This is a genomic window from Embleya sp. NPDC005575 (genome assembly GCF_040605455.1).
GTDB lineage: Bacteria > Actinomycetota > Actinomycetes > Streptomycetales > Streptomycetaceae > Embleya.
The window spans coordinates 1-20,169 of the sequence record NZ_JBEXCV010000027.1; the positions used below are offsets into that span (position 1 = coordinate 1).

At 67.7% G+C, this 20,169-nt stretch carries 17 protein-coding genes, 2 tRNA genes and 3 pseudogenes; 6 read left to right on the forward strand and 16 right to left on the reverse strand.

What is annotated here, in order from left to right:
- Positions 1-227: 227 nt before the first annotated feature.
- The 3 genes from ABZS54_RS12085 to ABZS54_RS12095 form a co-directional block, all read right to left on the reverse strand.
- Positions 228-674 (reverse strand): hypothetical protein, encoded by a 447-nt coding sequence (locus ABZS54_RS12085; RefSeq protein WP_355533844.1) that lies wholly within the window; start codon positions 672-674, stop codon positions 228-230.
- A 328-nt stretch (positions 675-1,002) separates the two neighbouring features.
- Positions 1,003-2,472, reverse strand: a complete 1,470-nt coding sequence (locus ABZS54_RS12090; protein WP_355533846.1) for a DUF3631 domain-containing protein — start codon at positions 2,470-2,472, stop codon at positions 1,003-1,005.
- A gap of 204 nt (positions 2,473-2,676) precedes the next feature.
- A complete protein-coding gene (locus ABZS54_RS12095) occupies positions 2,677-2,934 on the reverse strand; it encodes a hypothetical protein (protein ID WP_355533848.1) in 258 nt (85 codons plus the stop codon).
- Between the two features lie 98 nt (positions 2,935-3,032).
- Between ABZS54_RS12095 and ABZS54_RS12100 the strand changes: the two genes are divergently transcribed.
- Positions 3,033-3,878: a helix-turn-helix transcriptional regulator gene (locus tag ABZS54_RS12100; protein WP_355533850.1), complete on the forward strand. Its 846-nt coding sequence runs from the start codon at positions 3,033-3,035 to the stop codon at positions 3,876-3,878.
- A gap of 875 nt (positions 3,879-4,753) precedes the next feature.
- Positions 4,754-5,251, forward strand: a pseudogene (locus ABZS54_RS12105) (tyrosine-type recombinase/integrase); the annotation flags it as partial.
- A gap of 320 nt (positions 5,252-5,571) precedes the next feature.
- Here ABZS54_RS12105 and ABZS54_RS12110 read toward each other — a convergent pair.
- The 5 genes and pseudogenes from ABZS54_RS12110 to ABZS54_RS12130 all read right to left on the reverse strand — a co-directional run.
- Positions 5,572-5,644 (reverse strand) — tRNA-Lys (locus tag ABZS54_RS12110).
- Positions 5,645-6,592: 948 nt separating this feature from the next.
- Positions 6,593-9,061: a SpoIIE family protein phosphatase gene (locus tag ABZS54_RS12115; protein WP_355533852.1), complete on the reverse strand. Its 2,469-nt coding sequence runs from the start codon at positions 9,059-9,061 to the stop codon at positions 6,593-6,595.
- 262 nt (positions 9,062-9,323) lie between these two features.
- Entirely contained in the window at positions 9,324-9,803 is a 480-nt protein-coding gene (locus tag ABZS54_RS12120) for a hypothetical protein (protein WP_355533854.1), read from the reverse strand.
- Positions 9,804-9,970: 167 nt separating this feature from the next.
- The gene (locus tag ABZS54_RS12125; protein WP_355533856.1) at positions 9,971-10,798 is read right to left on the reverse strand and encodes a hypothetical protein; all 828 of its coding nucleotides are present in this window, start codon (positions 10,796-10,798) and stop codon (positions 9,971-9,973) included.
- A gap of 320 nt (positions 10,799-11,118) precedes the next feature.
- Positions 11,119-11,385, reverse strand: a pseudogene (locus ABZS54_RS12130) (IS701 family transposase); the annotation flags it as partial.
- A 9-nt stretch (positions 11,386-11,394) separates the two neighbouring features.
- Between ABZS54_RS12130 and ABZS54_RS12135 the strand changes: the two are divergent.
- Positions 11,395-11,778: pseudogene (locus tag ABZS54_RS12135) on the forward strand (transposase); the annotation flags it as partial.
- A gap of 169 nt (positions 11,779-11,947) precedes the next feature.
- Here the strand turns inward: ABZS54_RS12135 and ABZS54_RS12140 are convergent.
- Positions 11,948-12,574 (reverse strand): VWA domain-containing protein, encoded by a 627-nt coding sequence (locus ABZS54_RS12140; protein ID WP_355533858.1) that lies wholly within the window; start codon positions 12,572-12,574, stop codon positions 11,948-11,950.
- Between the two features lie 350 nt (positions 12,575-12,924).
- Here ABZS54_RS12140 and ABZS54_RS12145 point away from each other — a divergent pair, with 350 nt between their 5' ends.
- Positions 12,925-13,155: a hypothetical protein gene (locus ABZS54_RS12145; RefSeq protein WP_355533860.1), complete on the forward strand. Its 231-nt coding sequence runs from the start codon at positions 12,925-12,927 to the stop codon at positions 13,153-13,155.
- A gap of 74 nt (positions 13,156-13,229) precedes the next feature.
- Complete coding sequence (locus tag ABZS54_RS12150; RefSeq protein WP_355533862.1) at positions 13,230-13,376, forward strand: hypothetical protein; 147 nt, start codon at positions 13,230-13,232, stop codon at positions 13,374-13,376.
- Between the two features lie 64 nt (positions 13,377-13,440).
- Here the strand turns inward: ABZS54_RS12150 and ABZS54_RS12155 are convergent, their stop codons facing one another.
- Positions 13,441-14,208, reverse strand: coding sequence for a transposase (locus tag ABZS54_RS12155; RefSeq protein WP_355533863.1), 768 nt, complete (start codon positions 14,206-14,208; stop codon positions 13,441-13,443).
- Between the two features lie 78 nt (positions 14,209-14,286).
- On the opposite strand from ABZS54_RS12155, the gene ABZS54_RS12160 reads away from it, so the two are divergent.
- The gene (locus ABZS54_RS12160) at positions 14,287-15,144 is read left to right on the forward strand and encodes an inositol monophosphatase family protein (protein WP_355533865.1); all 858 of its coding nucleotides are present in this window, start codon (positions 14,287-14,289) and stop codon (positions 15,142-15,144) included.
- Between the two features lie 236 nt (positions 15,145-15,380).
- Here ABZS54_RS12160 and ABZS54_RS12165 read toward each other — a convergent pair.
- The 6 genes from ABZS54_RS12165 to ABZS54_RS12190 all read right to left on the reverse strand — a co-directional run bounded on the left by ABZS54_RS12165 (position 15,381) and on the right by ABZS54_RS12190 (position 19,985).
- Positions 15,381-15,490: transfer RNA gene (locus tag ABZS54_RS12165), tRNA-Lys, on the reverse strand.
- An 893-nt stretch (positions 15,491-16,383) separates the two neighbouring features.
- Positions 16,384-16,812, reverse strand: coding sequence for a VOC family protein (locus tag ABZS54_RS12170; RefSeq protein WP_355533867.1), 429 nt, complete (start codon positions 16,810-16,812; stop codon positions 16,384-16,386).
- 309 nt (positions 16,813-17,121) lie between these two features.
- Positions 17,122-17,484 carry a uroporphyrinogen decarboxylase family protein gene (locus ABZS54_RS12175; protein ID WP_355533869.1) on the reverse strand — a complete coding sequence of 121 codons (363 nt, stop codon included), beginning with the start codon at positions 17,482-17,484 and terminating at the stop codon, positions 17,122-17,124.
- A 40-nt stretch (positions 17,485-17,524) separates the two neighbouring features.
- Positions 17,525-17,776 (reverse strand): hypothetical protein, encoded by a 252-nt coding sequence (locus ABZS54_RS12180; protein ID WP_355533871.1) that lies wholly within the window; start codon positions 17,774-17,776, stop codon positions 17,525-17,527.
- A gap of 366 nt (positions 17,777-18,142) precedes the next feature.
- Complete coding sequence (locus ABZS54_RS12185; protein WP_355533873.1) at positions 18,143-19,348, reverse strand: cation:proton antiporter; 1,206 nt, start codon at positions 19,346-19,348, stop codon at positions 18,143-18,145.
- Between the two features lie 388 nt (positions 19,349-19,736).
- Positions 19,737-19,985 (reverse strand): transposase, encoded by a 249-nt coding sequence (locus ABZS54_RS12190; protein ID WP_355533875.1) that lies wholly within the window; start codon positions 19,983-19,985, stop codon positions 19,737-19,739.
- Between the last annotated feature and the right edge of the window lie 184 nt (positions 19,986-20,169).

Here is a 20,169-nt window from a genome sequence, read left to right on the forward strand (position 1 = left end):
CGCGCAGATCTGCGCGGGGACGAGCGGGGCGGGTGGAATCGCTGGCAGCCTTGGTCGGGGGCAGCTGGTCGGTGCGGGCGCGGTTGCCAGGTGTGGGGTTTGTTCGGGGTCTGGTACGGGTCGACTCGTCACACGCGCGTGACCCTCAGCGGGCTGACCTGCGGTGATGAGGGTGTTGAGGGTTGTGGAGGGTGGGGCGGGTGTCGGGTGTGGCCGTGTGTTGTCGGTCAGGCCGCGTGCCTGTTCTGTCCGGTGATGTCGGCGAGTGCGGTGCGTAGGCGGGCGAGTTGTGCGTGGCGTCGGGGGGTCATCCACCGGTCGGCTTCGGGAGAGGCGCGCAGGTCTTCGGTGTTGAAGACGCGCGCGTGGTCGGCGTACTGGTCGATGAGGTCGTGCAGGTGCTCGGCCAGGTCCCGGCGCAGGGCGGCGCGGTCGGTGAGGGGGGCCGCGTCGTGGTGGTGTGGGCCGAGGGGGTCGGGTGTGGTGTTGGTGAGGGCGGCGAGCAGGTGGGCGGCGGCGCGCTCCGCGCCGGGGATGTCCTTGTCCAGGGCTGCGGTGATGTCCCAGGCGAGGGTGAACAGGGCGTCGGGGCACAGGGTGGCGACGGGCGGCGGTGGGCAGCCGAACGGGCGGGGGCGGCAGGCGCAGCCAGCGCATTGTGGGGTGGGGTGCATGAGGGCTCGCTTTCACGCGGGTGTGGGGTGGTGGGGGTGGGGGGTTGCCGGCTGGCGGGGGTCACGCTCGGCGACTCGTCACACCCTCGTCGGTGCTGGTCAGCGCGGTACGGGTTGTCCCTCTGGTACGGGTCGACTCGTACCGGGGCGTCGACCCTCGTCGCGGTGACCTGCGTCGATGAGGGTGGTACGGGTCGCCGAGGGTGGCCGCTCGCTCGACGCGGCGCCCTCTCGTACCGGCACGGCCCACCTGCGGGCGGTTGGTGGGAGTCGGGTAGGCCGTCCCCGCAAGGGAGTCGGGGACGGCCTACCCGGGGCGGACGCTTGGTCAGGCCGCCGTGTGGTCGCCGGTGTTGGCGTCGGGCCCGTGCTCGGCCGCAGGGCCGGCGGGGCAGTAGCGTTCCCACGCGTCGGTGAAGGCGGCGCGGTGGAAGCCCTTGCGCTGGATTCCGTCCGGGGCGAAGCGGATGGTGGCCGAGGTGATGCCGTAGTCCTTGAGGAGGACCTGCACGGCGCGGGCGGTCAGTCCGCCGTTGCCCCATTCCGCCCAGGGCCCGTCCGGGTCGGTGCGCAGCGCGGTGAGGAGGTGTTCGGTGGACAGGGCCGTGGGGTCGCCGCCGGCGGCGAAGACCTTGCGGATGTCGGCGAGGATGCGGATCCTGGGTCCGCCCTCGTCGTCGTTGCCGGCCTCGTACGCGGTCATCGCCGTGCAGGCAGCGCGTGCCCGCTCCGGCCAGGCTCCGCCCGCGAGTTCGGCGACGGCGACCAGCGGCTCCCACGTGTCGGCGGCGCGGTCCTCGACCGGCATGACCGGCTCCATCCCGGCCGCGTCGTTCGTGCACGGCGCCAGCCATGCCGCGATGCGGTCGCGGAGTTCGTGCAGCAGTGGGGTGTCGCGCCGCGAACGGAACGGCTGGACCCTCTCCCCCGGTGCGCGTCGGCGCATGCGCACCACGATCGACCGGTCCATGATCGTGTCGGGGAGGTCGCCGATCCCCGCGAGGGCCGCCATGGCGAAAGTGGCGAACTGGACCGGCTTGTGTTCCGGCCCGGACACGCGGGTGGCGGGTCGGTTGCGCTGGTGGCTGGCGTTGAGCAGTCCGCGCAGTTCCTCGTTGCGCTCGGCCGCCTTCGCCGTCCCGAACAGGGTGTCCGCCTCGTCGACCAGCAGGGTCGGCGGCTCCTCGGTGCCGATCGAGCGGAAGACCGCCGCGATGGTGGCGTTGATGGTGATGAAGGGCTCGTGGACGGTCTCGGTCAGCACGTCCAGCAGTCGGGACTTCCCGCATCGCTTCGCCGGACCGACCACCGCCAGACGCGGCGCGTGCTGCCACGCCGGCTGTAGGTGCGTCGCCGTGATCCACAGCACCACCGCGTCCAGCGCATGCTCGTGCGGCAGGACCACGTACCGGCCGACCGCGCACCGGAGTTCGTCGAGGAGCGCCGCACCTTCCGGCGCCGCGTGGGTGTGCGGGCTGCTGTCGCCCGTGCCGTCGTCGACACCCGCAGGCGGGTTTGTGTCCGGCGCGTCGTGTCCGAGGTCGAAGCCGGTGTGCGGGGCAGGCATGTCCGGCATACCGCTGCCCGTCGTCGCGGCTCGGAAGGTGGCCTCGGGCGGAGCGGTGGGCGTGGCCTGCCAGGGTGCCGCACCGGGCGCTTGGCCGGGGACGGGTTGTGCGGGTGCGGAGGCCGGGCGCTGGGCGCGCAGTGCGGCGCGGGCCAGCTCGGGCCCGCTGGCGGGCGCTGCGGCGGGGGAATCGGGGGATGCGCCGGTGGAGTCGGTGGGCGTAGGCTTCAAGGAGATCTCCTGATCTCGTGGCGGTGGGCTTGCAGGCCGGCCACGTTGGCGAGATGTGGGCCCTCGGCGTTCCAGCGCCGGGGGCTTTCTTTGTGTGCGGGCGGCGGCGGTGCCGTGCGACGCGACCAGACAGTACGTCGACGGTTCGCCCGCAGTCCAGCCAAATGTGTGACGGATACACAAGGGCATTGACGGTCGTCGGGGTCAGGCCGCGTGCGCCCTGTCGTCGGCGACGCCCAGGACTGCCCACAGGTCGGCGGTGACCACCCGCAGGCGCTTGCCCGCGCGCAACACCTTGCAGGGGTATTCGCCCTGGCGAACGAGGGCGTAGCCGGTGCTCCGTCCGATGCCCAGCGCACGATTCGCCGTGGTCAGGTCCACGGAGGTCGGTAGGGCGAGCAGTTCCGCGCGGGTCATCGCGTGCTGAGTCAGGGGCTGGACTGTGGACTCCTGCGTGCTCATCGGGCTCCTTCTGGTGGACGTTGGTTGGTGCGGATGGTGCAGGTGGTGCTGCCGTTTCCAGCCGGCGAGGTCAATAATGATTCCGCTATTGTGTTGTCATGACACGATCCGAATCGTCAGAATGGGAATCCCACCTCACCCGCCTGATCGCGGGAGAGGTCCGTCGCATCCGGAAGGAGATGGGTATGAGCGCGCAGCGGCTTGCCGACCGCTGCGCGGAGCTGGGCTATCCCGTGCCGCGGAACGTGATCGCGAACCTGGAGTCGGGGCGCAAGGAGTCGGTCTCGGTGGCCGAGTTGCTTGTCGTCGCGGAGGCGCTGGAAGTACCTCCCGTCCTGCTGCTGTTCCCAGTCGGCCATGCGCACGGCACACACCGCGCACCGGCCAGGGATCGAGAACCGCTCATGGGCGCCGTGCGGTGGTTCACCGGCGAGCAAGGCGAACGCACGGACCTCTGGGCCTGCGACCCCTACTACGAGAACGCCCGCCCGCTTCGCCTGTACAGGGAGCACGAAGTGGCTGTTCGGCTCGCCCGGGACTCCGAACAACGAGCCCTCAGCGAGGAACACCGGGCCACGCAGGCCGACTCCCAAGCCGACCGGGCCGCAGCGCTACAGGCAGCGGATTTCCAGAAGCATGTTAGGGACGCCCAGCTTGAGCGGATTCGCCGTATCCGGGCGTTCCTGCACCACGAGGGACTCCTTCTGCCGCCGATGCCGAAGCAGCTCGGACGCGCGGTCCGGGCCCAGGAGAAGAAGGGCGACGCCTACCAGGAGCTTGAGTTCTCGATGAAGCGCGTCGACCCCGAGCGCTACTGGGGCGAGGAGGACTTCGATGAGCCGGACCCGGACGATCTCCAGGCAGCCGAGGACGGGGAGTACGACGAATACGACGACTATCCCGAGTACGACGACGCGCAGTTCTTTGATCCGGAGGATGAATGAAGGGTTCCACCTACCACCGCTGCTACTGCCGCGACAGCAACGGCAAGCCGCTCGGCGCCAAGTGCCCAAAGCTGACCAGCCGTAGGCACGGCTCCTACTCCATCCGTCAGGAACTGCCCAGCTGCGAGGACGGCACACGGCGATCCTTCAACCGCGCCGGCTACGCCACCGCAAAGGAGGCGCAGGCCGACCTGGACGACGTCCGGGCCCTGCTCGCCATTCCCGACGCGCTCGACCCCGAGGGCGTGGCCGCGATCACCGACCTCTTGGTGCAGGTCGCGGCCGACAAGGCGCCTATCCCCGATGTCGAGGAGACACGGCGTCGGCTGAACAGCGGCGTCGACCTCGGCGGAGCGATGACTGTGGGCGAGTGGCTGGAGTTGTGGCTCGCCTCCAGGCGCCAGATCCGCCGGGGAACGGTGCGCCGCTACACCACCGACGTCTACACCCACCTGATTCCCCGGATCGGGGATGTGCGGCTCGACCGGCTGCGCGTCAGCAAGCTCACCGAGGTGTTCGCCGCCATCGCGGACGAGAACGCCGAGATCCTGGAAAACGCCGCACAGCGGAAGGCCGCAGTGGCGGAGCTGGCGCTCGTCCCGTGGAAGGGCGCCGAGAACCGGGCTCGTCGCAAAGCCATGAAGGCGGCGATCGAGGCCATGCCGCCGTTCCGCAAAGTGGTCGGCCCGACCAGCCGACAGCACATCCGCGCGACCTTGCGCAAGGCGCTGAACGACGCCATCAAAGAGCAGCTGGTCACCTTCAACCCGGCGCGCCACGCGGACCTCGATTCCGCGGCGCGGCCCAAGCCGGTGGTGTGGACGGACGACCACGTCGCCGAGTGGCGGCGCACCGGGGAGAAGCCGTCGCCGGTCATGGTGTGGACCCCGGAGCAGACCGGCCGGTTCCTCGACCACGCCGAGTCGGACCGGCTGTATGCGCTCTGGCACCTGGTCGCCTTCCGGGGCCTCCGTCGCGGCGAGGCGTGCGGCCTGCCCTGGGCGCAGGTTCGACTCGACGCGGCCACCGTGACCGTCGTCACCGAACTGGTCGTCCACGGCTGGGAGGTCTACGAGGACGCGCCCAAGTCCGACGCGGGGAAGCGGACGTTCGCGATCGACGCCCCCACGGTCGAGGCGCTCGCCGTGCATCGTGCTCGACAGGACGTCGAGCGCGCCGAGTGGGGTGACGCGTGGGTCGAGACCGGCCGCGTGTTCACGAAGGAGGACGGCTCCTGGCTGCACCCGGACTTCGTCACCCGGCGGTTCGTCAAGCTGTGCGAGGAGATCGACCTGCCGCCGATCCGCCTGCACGACCTGCGCCACGGTGCGGCGACCATCGCGCACGCGGCCGGCGGTGACATGAAGTCCATCCAGGAGCTGCTGGGTCACGCGTCCTATGTGCTGACGGCCAACACCTACACGAGCGTGCTGCCGCAGGTCGACCGGGCCTTGGCCGAGGCCGCCGGCCGGATCGTCCCGCGCGCCGCGAAGACCGTGGTCGAGGCCGCCGCAGACCAGGTCGCCAAGGCCGCCGGTGATGCCCCGGCCGCTCCTGTGGGACCTGATGCCGGGACGTCCGCTCACGCACCGCTCACGCAGACGGCCCCGGACCAGAGGTCCAGGGCCGTGAAGAAGACCGCTGTTCGCGGTATTCATGCTGGTCAGAAGCCCAAAGCCGGTCCTGACGCGGGTGGGCCGTCAGGGGATCGAACCCTGAACCCGCGGATTAAAAGTCCGCTGCTCTGCCAATTGAGCTAACGGCCCGGTTGGGCGCCGGCGGTGATCCGCGTTTTGCCCACCGGCAGAGTACCGGTATCGGATCGAACATGCTGCGAGTATCCCCGGACACGCCGTGACCTGCGGGGATGAGGTTGTGGCGAACACGACGCTGGTGCATCTGCGGGGCGGTACCGGAAGGCGCAAATCGGACAATACGAACGCCATGTGCTGCTGTGTCTGGACCCCGTACTCGTCGGGAAATCCGCGTGAGGGGGTCAAAATCCGGCTCGGACGGGCAGGCTCGTGGAGATCCGGGCTCACACCGGGCTCACAATTGGCCAGTTCGGCTCCCCCAGCATGGTTACTGTGCGTCATCTGAGCCGTCTTTGTGCCCTGGTGTTCGGCCCGCGCGATCGGATCCGGGCGGTGTCTGATCACTCATCTAGATTCGCCTGGCTCTCCACACCGTCGGTGCCCCCTGACCACGGTGACTTACCGCACGGCGCTCGACGGGGCTCGCGCAGCGTCGACTCGACGACTGACAGGTCCTGCGGAAGAAGATGTGCCCGCCTCTGACAGGATGCGGCGCTGTACGTATATCTCCGATACCTCTCGATGAGGACACCATCGGTGTGCTAAGCGGTTGCCCTGGTGGCGCTGGCGCCCGCTGGCGGGTCAAGGCACTTGACCAGGCCCCAGCTCCGGCGCGGTACCAGTTCAGGAGCTTCACCCCGAAGGCATTTTGACCTCGGAGCACCTTCAGGTCACTTGGGCACTGGCCAACTAGACATCAGGCTCTGGCTTGCCGGCTTCTCATGGCGGATTGGGACGTGACTTTCGGCGCGCCCCGTTGAGCCGTTCCGCCTTGACAGCACGTGGACGCGAAAGGCGTAACGTGACAGCGCGAGGCACTCGTTGCGATTCCCGTCCTAAGGGCTGTCAACCTTGCAGTGCTCACCCCGTTCTCGAACCTGGATGGATCTGCCCGTCGTGTCATCCAGGGCGTGGTGACCGGATCGCGGTGAGCAGCAGGGCGATGTCGTCGGCCCGGTAGGAGGAGCCACGGGCGTTGTGCAGAAGCCGGTCGGCGAGTTCGTCCAGTGAGTCCGCACGGGCATGGGCCAGGGATGCTCGCAGGCGGTCGATGCCCACGTCGATGTCGGTTCCGGGTTCCTCGACAAGGCCGTCGGTGTAGAGGGCGAGGACGGACCCCGGCGGGAGGGCGATCCGGGTTTCGGGATAGGTGCTCGCGCGCTCCACACCGAGGACCGGTCCGATGTCCAGGTCAAGGGCATCGGTCGTCCCGTCGGGACGGCGGAGCAGGGGTGGGGGGTGGCCGGCGGTGACGGCGTAGGCGTGGTGGCTGTGTGCTTCGAGGTGGATGTAGCAGCAGCTGGCCAGCAGCCCGGGGTCGAGGTCGAATAGGGTTCGGTTGACGCCCGCCATCGCATCGCCGGGCGTATGCCCTACGGCCACGAAGGCCCGTACCGCGCTGCGCAACTGGGCCATGGTGGCCGCGGCGGCGATGCTGTGCCCCTCCACGTCTCCGATGACGAGACAGACTCCGCTGTCGGTGGGGATGACGTCGTACCAGTCGCCGCCGATGTCCATTCCGCTGGTGCCGGGCAGATAGCGCACCACGGTATGGATGCCCGGGACTGTCGGGAGCCGGTGCGGCAGGAGCGCCTGCTGCAGGCCGCGCGCGAGGGCGAACTCCGAGTCGTAGAGCCGCGCTCGTTCCAGAGCCTGGGCGATCAGCCCGGCGAGAGCGGTCAGGACGCCGCGGTCCTTCTCCGTGAACGGATGGATCTCGTCAAAGCCGAGGACGCAGGTGCCGACAGGGTGGCTGGAGGCGATCAGTGGCAGATACGCCCAGGAACTCACCTCGCCCGTGGGGATGCCCGGGTAGCCCCGGGAAAGAGCCTGCCGCGACTCGATGAAGAGCGGAGTGCCGGACGTCAGGGTCTCCGTACCGGGCAGGCGGGCGTGCAGCGGTACGCCCTCCAGCCATTCGAGGAAGTCTTCGTGGCCGCCGGTGTGAAAGAGCAGGTGCATCGTTCCGTCGCGGACCACATAGATTGCCAGCCGCTGGCCTCCGAAGGCAGGCAGGAGCTGGTCGGCGACGACTTCACAGACTTGGTGGGCGGTGACCGCCTCGGTCAGCGCGCTGCCCAACTGCAGGACGTGATACATGACGCCCAGACGCGCCGGTGCGGTGGCGGTCGCTGTCTCGGGCGGGGAGGCGGATGGTGTCGATGCCGGGGGCGGCTGACCGACAGGCACGACCCGGGCGGTCACCCCGTCCGCCTCCGGGTGGAGGGAGAAGGCGAGCCACCGGTCGGGTGAGCGGCAGGCCACGAAGGAGGCCGGCGCCTGGGAGATCATCGCGGACCGGTGCCGGTACTCGATGTCGGGATCGGACAGCCACGGCAGTACGTCCCAAAGGAAATGGCCCAGCAATTCGTCGGCGGAAACCCCCAACAGCTGCAGGGCGCTGTGGTTGACGTAGGTGACCCGCCCGTCGGGGGCGAGGGAGAACAGTCCGTCCCGCAGCCGCTCGACCGCTGCGACGGCCACCTGGCCGGCGCGGGCGTCCACGACCGCGCCCGCCAGGTGGGTACGTGCCCGCATGTCGTCGGCCTTTGGTACACGGCCCCACAACTCGACGGTGCGGTACCCCTCGCCGCCGTGCTCGTAGTCCCGCAACCGCAGGCGTCTGCTGGTGGTCCGGCCTTCCACGGCTGCCTCTCGGGCGCAGGACCGGAAAGCGGCAAGATCGCCGGGGTGAAGGCGGGAAGCAAGCGTTTCGGCTCGTCCGTCGAAAGCACGCGGGTCGAGACCGAAGATCGCGCAGAGCTCGTCGTCCACGATGAAGGCGCCAGAGGCAAAGTCCCATTGGAACAAGCCGACCCGCACGGCCGCTGCCGAGGGAGCCGGGGTCTCGACGGCAATCGTTCCCGGGTCGCATTCCACAGGCTTGCCGGTACGGGCGCGGAGTGCGGACAGGGAGTCACCAAGTCGGTTGGCGACGCTCCGCAGGCGGCGGCGCTGGGCCTTGGACAGCCCTTCGCTGCCGGGGGATGCCGCCCAGACGATCGCCAGGGATCCGAAGGTCTCCCTGCCTGTGCCCACCGGCACGGAGCAGGAGCCGAAGGCGTACGGGAGAGCCACCGCAAGCTGGGGATACCGGCGCATCGTCTCCTCTGCGTCGGCCAGGTGGACAGTGCGCCCGGAGCTGTACGCCGCGGCAATCGGGATGGGACTGTTCACCGGAATGAGGCGCCAGCCACCGAGCAGGGAGGGCGGCACCCCACACGTCGCGGCGAGCACGACCGACCGGCGATCGCGGGAACGGAGAAAGACGCTCCCCGCGTAGGCGCTGGTTCCTTCGACGGCTTCGACGACGGCTGCAGCGAGTAGATCCTCACGCTCCGCCGTCTCGCCGACGGTCATTCCGTGCATGCTTCCAGTGTGCGCAGGTCCAGCGCAGGTCAGCCCGGGCCGCAGCGGCAACCCAGGGTGACGCACCGCTCGCAGAGCGCAGCTCCCCCCGTGAACACCAAGCGGGGAAACACCTCCTCGCATGGCCGCAGGGGGTAACGCGGCCTGTCCGCAGATTAGACCCCGGATGAGATTCGGATACCACGAATCTCGACACCGGCACTGAGAGGGCGGTACGTGGCTTTGTTTGTCGACGGCAACGCCGACGCGGCGCGGGTGGTCCTCAAGGACACGGCCGCCACCGATCCCGAACGCGGGGGTCGGCGGGGAGGTGGGCGGCTTCGTCGGCGACCAGGTCGGGGTCCTCGTCGAGTGTGGCCTCGGCGTCGGCGAGGGCCAGGCCCAGGCCGTGGTGTTTCGCCGGACAGCGGGGGAAGGGAAGCCTGCCGCGTTCGAGGTCGGCGATCAGATCGTCGACGGCGGCGGCCATGTTCCGCCGCCACGGGGTGCCGCCGTCCCACGTGGACCGGGGAAGGCGATGCAGGACACTCCACGATCCCTCGGCTCCCGCCTCGACGGGGCGGTCGCCGTGGGTGCGGATGTCGTCGTCGATCTCGTCCGCAAGCAGGCTCAGGCTGGTGTGCAGGAGCGCGGCGGTGCGGGCGGTCGGCCGCCAGGGGTCGCCGGGCAAGTGGGGAGGGAAGAGCGTCGCGAACGGGAGGTCGCCCCGATCCGGCGAGGGTGATTGGTCGGCTGTGTCCACGTGTCGAGCCTAGAAGGGACACCGGTCCACGCGGGCGGCGGCACGCTCAGGCGGCTCGGCTGCCGTAGACGTGTTGGAGGTCGACGCCGAGCAGGCGCCACAGGTCGAGGGTGGAGACGCGGTGGGTGCTGCCCGCGCCCCGCACTCTGTGTGGGTGGGGCAACTTGTCACCCGTCGATGAGTGGAAGCAGTGACCCATCGGCTGTGAGGGCTTCGGACAGCAGGTCACGGTGCGCTACGTCATCTACGGCATAGCCGTAGCGGGCCACCAGAAGGTCTTTGAAAGCCGCGCTGTTTGGGGTCTGGGTCGAAGGCGTGAGGTGCCAACGGCGTTGTCCGATGGCGAGGACGGCGACTTCCATTGTGGATCTGAGGTTTGTCGGCGTGAGCGCCGACAGTGGGACGGGCACGGATTGGTCGCTCTCCGGTTCCCTGGCGAGCTGCTGTTGTTGAGCGATCTTCCCTTGTGAAAGCAGGCCAGCGGAGTTCGCACGCATGTTCAAGGTGACGTTGACGATTGCGACCAAAAGGTGCCAGTCCAACCATCCTTCACGGCGGAGTTCGTAGAACCCTTCCACGGTGCCGGGATGGGCGAGCGCACGTGGAAGTGTTCGATTGATCAGGGTTGGCAGGTACTCATAGTTGTCGCGGACATTCGCGCGGGCAGCTTGGCGGTCGTATCCAGGGCCCGGAGTGGTGGGCGGGCGGAGACCGCTTGCCGGAGTGGGGCGGAGGGCGCCGCTTCCCCAAGGGGTGATGGTGACACCGGCGATGGTGTCGTAGTGGTCTTTGTCGAGGATGCCAGCGACTTCGTCGTACGGGCGGGCCACGTGCAACTTGTGCATGAGGCCGCCGGTGAATGCCCGATGGACGGTCGCCATGAACTCATCCTTGCGTTCAGTCTCAGTCGGCACGGCCACTTGGCAAGTGTCCAGCATCACGGAGCCGTTCGTCATGTGTGCCGACAGGGCGTCCGCCCAATCCCGATCCGCCATGCACACCAGAGTCTTCGTCCGCGAGCCGCCTTCGCCTTCCTGGACGCGCCAACCATCACTTCGTGTGGCGCGAACGGGCTGGCGGGAGACGTGGGCCGGGCGATTCCGCTGTGCGAGCGGGCCCTGTACCCGCTAATACTGCAACCGCAGTTGGTGTGATGAGGTCACAGCTCACGGGCTGTGACCTCGTCGTTTGTAGTGGCTGATGCGTGCGCGGTGTTGGGATCGTCGTCGCCAGTGGGACCAGTGCAGCACATGGGCGATCGTCGGCGGGCGCCGGTCGGCGAGGCGTGCGACGAGTCGGCGGATCTCGGGCAGGCTCAGCGGGACGAGCCCGTCGCGATCGTGTCCGGAGCCCCTTTTTGGAGCTCGCTCGCGCGGAGCACGGTCAGGTGGATGTGCGCGGCCATCGCGAGGGTGATGTGGCGGTACCAGGCGTGGTACTTGCGGACCTGGTAGTGGTCCAGACCACACTCGTTCTTCGCGGTCTGGAAGCACTCCTCCACCGTCCAGCGCGTCCCGGCGATTCGGAGCAACGTGTCGAGGGTGGTGCCCTCGGGCGCGAAGCACACGTAGTACGCGATCTCGGCTGCGTGGCCTTCGTCACGAACACGCCCGGCGGGCAGCTCGCGGACCTCGAACTCCGCCACCGACGACGCGCCCGCGCCGAGGACCGCATCCGCCAGGCGAAGGCGACCGGGTTGTGGAACCTGCCCCTGCACGGCTTCGCACAGAACCTGGTCTGGTGCGAGCTCGTCTCGCTTGCCTGTGAGTTGGTCGCGTGGACGCAGATGCTCGCCCTGACCGGCGACGCCCGGAGGTGGGAGATCAAGAAGCTCCGCTTCCGTCTCTTCTCGGCCGCGGCCCGCCTGGTCCGCACCGGCCGACGCGTCGTCGTCCGCCTGCCCGACCGATGGCCCTGGACCCGACACATCCTCGACGGGATCGCCCGGCTCCACGGCCTCGCCGCACCCACCTGACCACCGAACCGAACGCCCCGACGAGACGCGACACAACCGGAAACGTGGAAACCGGCGCCCACCCGACACGACAGTCGGCCAATCGGCGTGCGCCCGCCTCGGAAACACCGCACCCCATCAGCACGGAGTCCCCATCAGCGAACCGACGAGGACTCATGAACGATCGAGGCTAGACGCTACTGGCGATCGTGTCGAGGACGAGGTTCATCTCGACGTCCATCAGACCCAATCCAGCTTCTGAGGGGAACCAGAGGACGTTCTCCCATTCTTCGGCGATCGCCTCCCACGGAGAAGCCTCCGGACAGAAGAGGATCAGGCGCTTTGCCACCTCGTCCATGCGAGCCTTCGGGTCTCCCTGAGCTCCCCATCTCTCGCTGAGTTCCTCAAAGCTCGAAGGAATTCCTTCTGGGTATCCGTCAGATTGCCGTAGCGATCCGCCGAGGGGATGGGCGGGCGCGTCGGTAAACATCACAATCACATGCCGCTGCCGTGTGAGGTTCCGCTGCCAGTCGGAGTCGATGGCCGCGGACAGTGCCTCCAGGCCAGACTCTGGCACATCTCCGCCCCCGCCAGCGGAAAGCGATGAAACAAACTTTTCGAACTTGTGGACCTCATGTGGGACCTTGAAGAACGGCGAGGCATGCAAGGCATCCTGGGGGCTGTCCATGAAATCGCGGAAGGCCACCACACGAATCCGCATCTGATCCACCTGCTTCTCTCGCTGATGCATCGTGGATGCCAGCCTGGCGTGAAAAGAGAACGCCCCCTCTTTGACCTCTTGGATGATCGGCTGCATGCTGCCCGTGACGTCTATGCATAAGACGATGTCCACTGCGTAACGCGCGGTGGCCAAGTCGCCCCGGAGCCTCCTGGTCGGATTCTCCAACCTGGTCGCACCGGGCCCGACAGGCTCCGGCTGCCCCACTTCCGCGCCCCCCCGGCCTGAGCGCTTGCAGCATCCGCTTGACTGTGGTCGGTCGTCCCGGATCTGGAGGCACTGGCCCGGTCCCACAGGGCTTTGAAGCGATCGACTTCCGCCTCGGGGTCCATACGTGGCCGCGCTTGTGCGGCCAGCACCTCGACGACCAGTTCCACAATCCCCCAGGACGGCACCTTCGGCTTGGTGAAGGCATGGTGGATCTTCGTGTGACTGACGGCTTCGCCGATGGCTTCGTGCAGTTTTCTGACCGACGGGTAGCCGGCTTTCCTGTGCTGTTCGTGAAGCTCGCGATTCAACTCCTTCAAAGGGCTGTTCGGAAGGTTTGGCGAGAGCCACTGCGTCACGGCGTGTCCTGTCAGAATCTGTCAGACGGCATCGATGACATCATGGCGGTTTTCTTGATGGCCTGTCAGCTGTTTGTGATGTTCCGTAAGTGATTGTCTGCAACTCTGAAAGCTCGGAGAACAGCCCCCAGGCTGGTCGAAGTCACCCAAGTCCAAGGAGGACTTCGATGGATGAGATCAGTGTTCGTACGCTCCTGCTGGTGCTGATCGGTGTGCTCACGGGCTACGCCGCGTGGCGCGACCCCTCACTGGGAGTGGCCCTGACAGTGGCGGTCGTCGTCGTTGGGCTCGTTCACGAGCTTCTTTCGCGCTAAGGGTTGTCCCGTAATGATCTTTGGTTCGCTGGAGGCGTGACGGCGCGGCCAGCGGCCATTGCGCTTATCCGGCGAGGTTGAGGTTGTGCAGGCGGGCGATCCCGAGCATGGCGTGGTGGACGCCGTCGCCCCTGAGCCGGCAGTCGCGGAGGATCTTCCAGGTCTTCATGCGGGCGAATACATGCTCGACGTGGGCACGGACCTGCTTGTGCGAGCGATTGTGCTCCTGCTTCCAGTCGGGGAGTTCGTCGCCGGGCCGGCGGCGGTGCGACATCACCAGTCCGGTGCCGGGATTGCCGCCGTCGGCGATGGTCGTCGTCTTGCCGACGGCGACTTTGGCCCCGGATTCCTCCCATGCCTTGCAGTCGTTGCGGTTGCCTGGAAGCGGTTGGCCGACCACGACGACCAGGCGGGTGTCGGCGTCGATGACGACCTGGTGGTTCGTGGAGTAGCGATAGTTCTTCGACTGCTCGGCGATCGAGTGGTCCCGGGTGGGAACCAGGGTGCCGTCCACAATGAGCACGGTGTCCTTCGCAAAACGTTGCCGGGGCTTCAACGCGAGGAGTGGGCCGATCTGGTCAATGATCCGATCGGCTGCGGACTTCGAGACACCGAACAGCAGGGCGAGCTGGCGCATCGTCAAGTTCGTGCGCCAGTAGGCCACAACGAGCAGCACTCGGTCCTCCAGCGGCAGACCCCAGGGCCGGCCCCGCCGTACCACGTCCGCGCCCTCGCGGCGCAGCGCGGTCACTGTCTTGCGGAACTGGCGCGGATTCACGCCTGTGAACGGGAATATCCAGGACGGCTCAGACGCCGTGATCACACCAGCCATGCGGTGATCGTCTCACCGCGGTGGTGGACCTGGACCAGGACTTGATTCACGAGGGTGGCGGCGGGAAAAGTGGGCGGTATGACGGACTCAGCAGACCTGGCGCTGGCGCTCCGCCTGGCCGATCAGGCGGACGAGATCGCCCGGCGCTACTTCCGTGCACCCGACCTGGGCGCCGAGCGCAAGGGCGACGGAAGTCCGGTTACCGAGGCCGATCGGGAGATCGAACGCGTTCTGCGCGCGTCGATCCGCGCCGAACATCCCGGCGACGCGTTCGTCGGTGAGGAGTTCGGCGCCCAGGGGCGCAGCCGCCGCCGATGGATCATCGATGCCATTGACGGGACGGCGAGCTTCATCGTGGGTGATCCGGAATGGAGCACCCTCATCGCCCTTGAAGACCACGGTGACGTGACGCTCGGTATGGTCTCCGCCCCCGCACTTGGGCGCCGCTGGTGGGCAACGCCAGGCACTGGGGCCTGGATGGGGCCATGCCCTTCCGATCCGTCAGTCCCTCCGATCCGTCTGACGCTCACGGCACGAGGAAACGCCGAGGATGCCGCCGTGGGCATCTGGCCTCCACCGTCCCGCCTGAGCGCAACCGAACGCGACGCCGCCGCAAGGCTGGTGGCAGGCATTGCGACTGTGCTCCCCGTGCTCGACTGGTCGACGGCAGACCACACCACGCCGCCACCGAGTAAACCGTCCACCGGATCCGGCACTTGTCACGGAGCCCTCCTGGTCGCGACAGGAAAACTCGATGCCTTCCTCCTGCTGGGTGCCGGCCCCTGGGACATCGCCGCAGTGATCCCCATCGTCGAGGAGTCCGGCGGCGCCTTCAGCGACCTCTCCGGCCAACGGCGAACCGACACAGGCGCTGCCCTGTTCGCCAGACCCGACATCCACCAGCAGCTCCTGAACATGGTTAAAGCCCCCAACTGACCTGCACGCCAGGGCTGTTTCACGCTGCCTCATGGGTTACGGGACAAGCCTTAGACTAACGGCCACGGTGCGTCAAGCCTGAAGCACGTCTGCGACACAGCGTGACGCTGATGGGTGAGCAGACAGAGGGCTTTGGCTGCACGCGCGGTGGAGGCCGGAGAGTCGGGCTCACACCGGGCTCACATCGCGTTGGTAGCGCTCGTGGGTAGCGCCCCGCTTGAGTTCGGGTGGCGTGAAGGCGCAGGTCAAGGGGCTGCGATGCAAATCTGATTCGCCGTAGCGTGCTTCTCGCCAACCCCGGACAGCGGATTAAAAGTCCGCTGCTCTGCCAATTGAGCTAACGGCCCGGTTGGGCGCCGGCGGTGATCCGCGTTTTGCCCACCGGCAGAGTACCGGTATCGGATCGAACATGCTGCGAGTATCCCCGGACACGCCGTGACCTGCGGGAATGTACGTGGCTTGGGTTGTTGGGCTCCGGCCTCAACGAGATTGGTAAGTTGCGCAAATCCGGCATCCTGAGCGGTCCTCGTAGGCCAGAGCGCACATCAGCGGGGCCAACAGAATCCGTGTGAGCCCGCGAAATCCGCCGCGGAGATGACCTGTCCGTGGGGATCCGCGCTCAGAATGCGCTCAGAGCCGGCCTTCAGCAGCGGCGCTTGACCTGGGATTTCGGTGACTCTCCGTATGTCGCGCGCCTGCCAGGGGGCAGCCGTGACGTGGCGGGTTGGCGCGCATGCCGCGCCGCCAAGGGCGGCCGAGTTGCCCGGCGATGTGAGCGGTCAGCGTGTCGACAGCTGCGCCCCACCTACCGCCGGTCCTGATCGGCGGTTGCGGAGTTGTCCGACGCACGCTGACGGAGTCGGTCAAGGCGCCGACGGGTCGGACCCCGGTGCCAAAGGCCGTCCCGGCCAGTGACCAGGCGCCAGATCAGATACCCGAAGGTGAAGATCCCCAGGGCGAGGAACACCAGCATCGTCACAGGAACGCCACCCGGCCAAAATGCGGCAGAGGCCACGATGCCGACGGCGATCAGGACGCCGACCCCGTAACCGGCAAGTCGACGGGACCGGCCGCTACTTCTCATGGCCACATCCTCCCCCAACTGCGCGTCGTAATCTGTCGAACCGGCCGGACGGCTCGTTCGTCCCGAGCGCTTGATCCGGCGAACTGCGCCACAGCGCCCTGAGAGGTCGGGGGCGGATCATCGTCTCGGCCAATGGGGACAGCGCTCGCGGCCCCTCAGTCGATACAGAACTCGTTGCCCTCGATGTCCTGCATCGGGATGCACGAATCATTGCCGTCATACAGCGTTCGCACGTGTACCGCGCCGAGCGGGACGAGTCGTGCGCGCTCGGTCTCAAGTGCGGCGAGGCGCTCTTCACCCACGAGTCCGGTACCGACCCGCACGTCAAGATGCAGCCGGTTCTTGGCGGCCTTCCCTTCGGGAACGCGCTGGAAGTACAGTCGCGGACCCACGCCCGAGGGATCACTGCAGGCAAACCATGCGTCCTGCTGCTCGGAGGGCAGCGAGCGCTTGAAATCGTCCCAAGTGGCAAACCCTTCCGGGGGCGGCGGTACGACGTACCCCAACACTTCGCACCAGAAACGAGCGAGGCGCTCAGGTTCTGCGCAGTCGAAGGTGACTTGGAACTTCTTGATCGACGTCATCGGGCCACCGTATTGGCGCGTGCTGTTGACCGAGCCCCAGGGTGTCATCGCTGCGCAGGTCGAGGTCTTGTGTGACATGACTGTGAAGCGGAATCCGAGACCCTACACCGGCCTGTAGGATCTCGCGGCTCGTGTCATAGAGCACAGCCCTGACCAGCGAGTTTCTGAGCTGTCTCAGCCCGTGTCCGGGTGCCCGTGTCTCAGCTCCGTGGCGGCACCGACTCCTACCGGCTCGCCGGTACCAGGCAGGAGATGATCGCCTGGAGCCGGCCCAACAGCCCTACCAATGCCGCCGCGACCGGACCCCGTTCACTCCTGATACGCCAGGGGTGCGGCCCAGGACCGTACCTGCTGGGCGAGCGCAGCAACATGCTCCGGAGGCGTGGTCTTGACGATGCCGTGTCCGAGATTGAACACGAAGGGGCCACTGCCGAGAGTGTGCAGGATACGGTGGGTTTCGGCTTCCAGCGCCGGGCCGCCCGCGACCAAAAGCTGAGGATCGAGGTTGCCCTGCACACACCGGCCCAGTTCGCCTTGTACTTTCTGCGCAGCCCATTCCAGCGGAACCGTCGAGTCGAGCCCGACGCAGTCCACACCGGTGGCCTGGACAAAGCCGTCGTACGCGAGCCCGGCACCACGCGGGAAAGCGATGACGCCCGGCTGACCGTGCACGGACGTCGGCTGCTCGTCGAACGCGTCGAGGGCAGAGCACTTACGATGTGGCGCCGATGGGAACGGCCATGGCCGCGGCTTCGGTGGCGTCGACGGGCACCGCGGCCTCGGGGTGACGCAGGTCCAGCGCGATGAGGACGACCGCGGCGACGCCCAGGTAAATGAGCAGGGTGGTCAGCGCCTGGCCGGTTCCGTGACCGTCGAAGTAGATCGCGTGGTGCAGCAGGACGTAGGCGTTGCGGGGTGGCAGGTAAGGCCCGATGTCGCGCCAGAAGGCGGGCAGGTAAGGCACTCCGGCTGCGCCGCCGGAGGGCATCCGTCCGGCCAGGGCGGATGCCCGGCCCGGCCTCCAGCTATGGTGCAGCGTTTCGTAAGTCCTGTTCGGGTTGGAGTCGGCTGCTGGGTTCGCGCTTCGTAGTCGGCGAGGTGGACGAGGGCGGCGGTCTCGAAGGCCTCGTCGGGGTGCCCTTCCACTCGCCGGTGTGCAGGAGTTGGGGGTGTAAGAGCCGGAAGCCGGGTCGTACAGGGCGAACTCCCGCTGGTCTTCGGCGCCGGGGTACTCGATGCGGTACAGCAGGACGCGCACGTCCCCGCACGCGCCTTGGAGGAGGCTGCGAGGTAGCCGAAGGAGCCGCAGTCCACGTTTCCGGTCACGGCACTAGCTCAGCTTGGATGGCGGCCCCACTCCCAGTCGGCGGGCCACGGGACGAGCAGTGAGTGCGTAGAGCGTCACGGTGGCGACGATGACCAGGAACGTGACCGGCAGGATCTTGGACGCACCACCGATCCCGTCAGCCACCAGGGTGGAAGAGAAGGCCGATGCGGTCGCGGCGGCCACGATGCCGCGCGGATCCATCCAGCTGATCAGGCAGCGCTCGGATGTTGTCAAGTCCGTCCCGATGGTGGCGATCCACGCCACTACTGGACGGACGACGAGCACCAGCACTGCGACCAGCCCCAGCGTGGGTCCAATGACGGGCAGTACGGAGGACGGTGTGACGGTCGAGGAGATGGACACGAACAACAAGCCGAGGATGAACTGGATCAACCCATCGGCTGCGGGCCGTTCTTTTGCCGGATCCGCTCCGGGCCGGTTGGCCACTGCCAGCCCGATGATGATCGCTGCTACAAGCCCGGTGTCTTCCCGGAAGATGTCGCACGCGGCGGCGACGCCGACTACTACGGCGACCTGTAGGGCACCGGTCATCGGCGCGTCACGTCGGACTTTGTTCAGCAGCCATAGCAGGGCGGCACCGGCCATGCCGCCGACCAGTCCGACACCGACGCTCGCGAAAAAGGTCCCCACGTGGCTCCAGAAGCTTTGCTCTCTGCCCTCGGTCAGGGCGACGAACACGACTGCCCCGACGATGCCTCCGATCGGGTCGATGAGCGATGCCTCCCAGCTGAGCACGTCGTGAAGCCGCTGGGGTGGGCGGACGAATGCCAGAATCGGGCCGACAACCGTAGGTCCCGACACGATGAGGATGGCGCCGAGCATGAGTGCCGCGTCGTGGGACATGCCCAACAGCGGCACCGAAACGGTCATGGCGACCACCCAGGTGGCGGGCACCCCGATCACGATCAGCCGGAGCACCACACGCCGGGTGTCGCCTTTAAGCTTGGCCAGATCGAGCGAGCAGCCGGAGTCGTACAAGATGAGCGCGATCGCCAAAGCTACGAGCGGCTGGAACGTGGCCCCCAACAGCCGGTTGGGGTTGATCCAGTCGGTCAGTGCCCCGGCGGTGAAGCCGACAGGCAGCAAGATGACCAAAGAGGGAATGCCCAGCCGGCCGGCCAGCAACTGCGAGCCGACCGCGAGCACGACGGTGAGCCCCAACCCGAACAGAATCTGGTCGGTGGTCACTGATCCCCCTCCTCATGAAGGCCCCGGACAGACGACGTATGGGCCCCGCCCACGACAGCCCATACCGGGCATTGTCACCTGCACAGCCGTCCTGTTCACGACCGCGTCTCGGCGAGTCCCGGTCTCCTCCACCGGATGGTCTAGTTGCAGCAGGTCGCAAGTCCTGTTCGGGTTGCTGGTGACGCTGTGTGGTGGTCATGCGGCCGTGGTGAGGCTGTCCCGGGCGGGCTTGTGGTGCCGGGGGTGGCGGGCGAGGTAGCGGGCGTGGCTCCGCTCTGACCCGCCGCGTCCTGCGCGGCGGCGACTTCCCCTCCCGCGACGACCTCGAAGCCAAGATCACCGCCTTCACAGTCAGGCACAACCGCACCGCCCGCCCCTACCGACGGCGCTACAACGCCGACGCCTGCTCGATCATGTTCAGCCGGCCGGCGTGCTTGGGCGTGTGGGTGACGGTGAACCGGGGGTGGGGGGTGAGCCAGGCGCGGGTGGCCTTGGAGGTGTGGGAGGAGCCGTTGACCAGGTGGATGCGCAGGGCGGGGTCGGTGCTGCGGTCGAGCATGGCCACGAAGCGGATGAAGTGCGCGGAGTCGTTGCGCTCGACGCGATCGGCGACCACCTGGCCGGTGGCCACGTCCATGGCGGCGACGATCGAGACGGTGCCGTGGCCTGGATGCCGGTCAGAGCATGCGCATAGCGGGTGGGCAACCTCGGACCTGCGCGGACAAGGGGAAGGTTCGGGGCAGCCTGTAGCCCGACCGTGTGAACATCCCGGCGGAAATGCGGCGGCGTGGCGCGCCAGTCCGTGCCGCCCGTCGCACGGG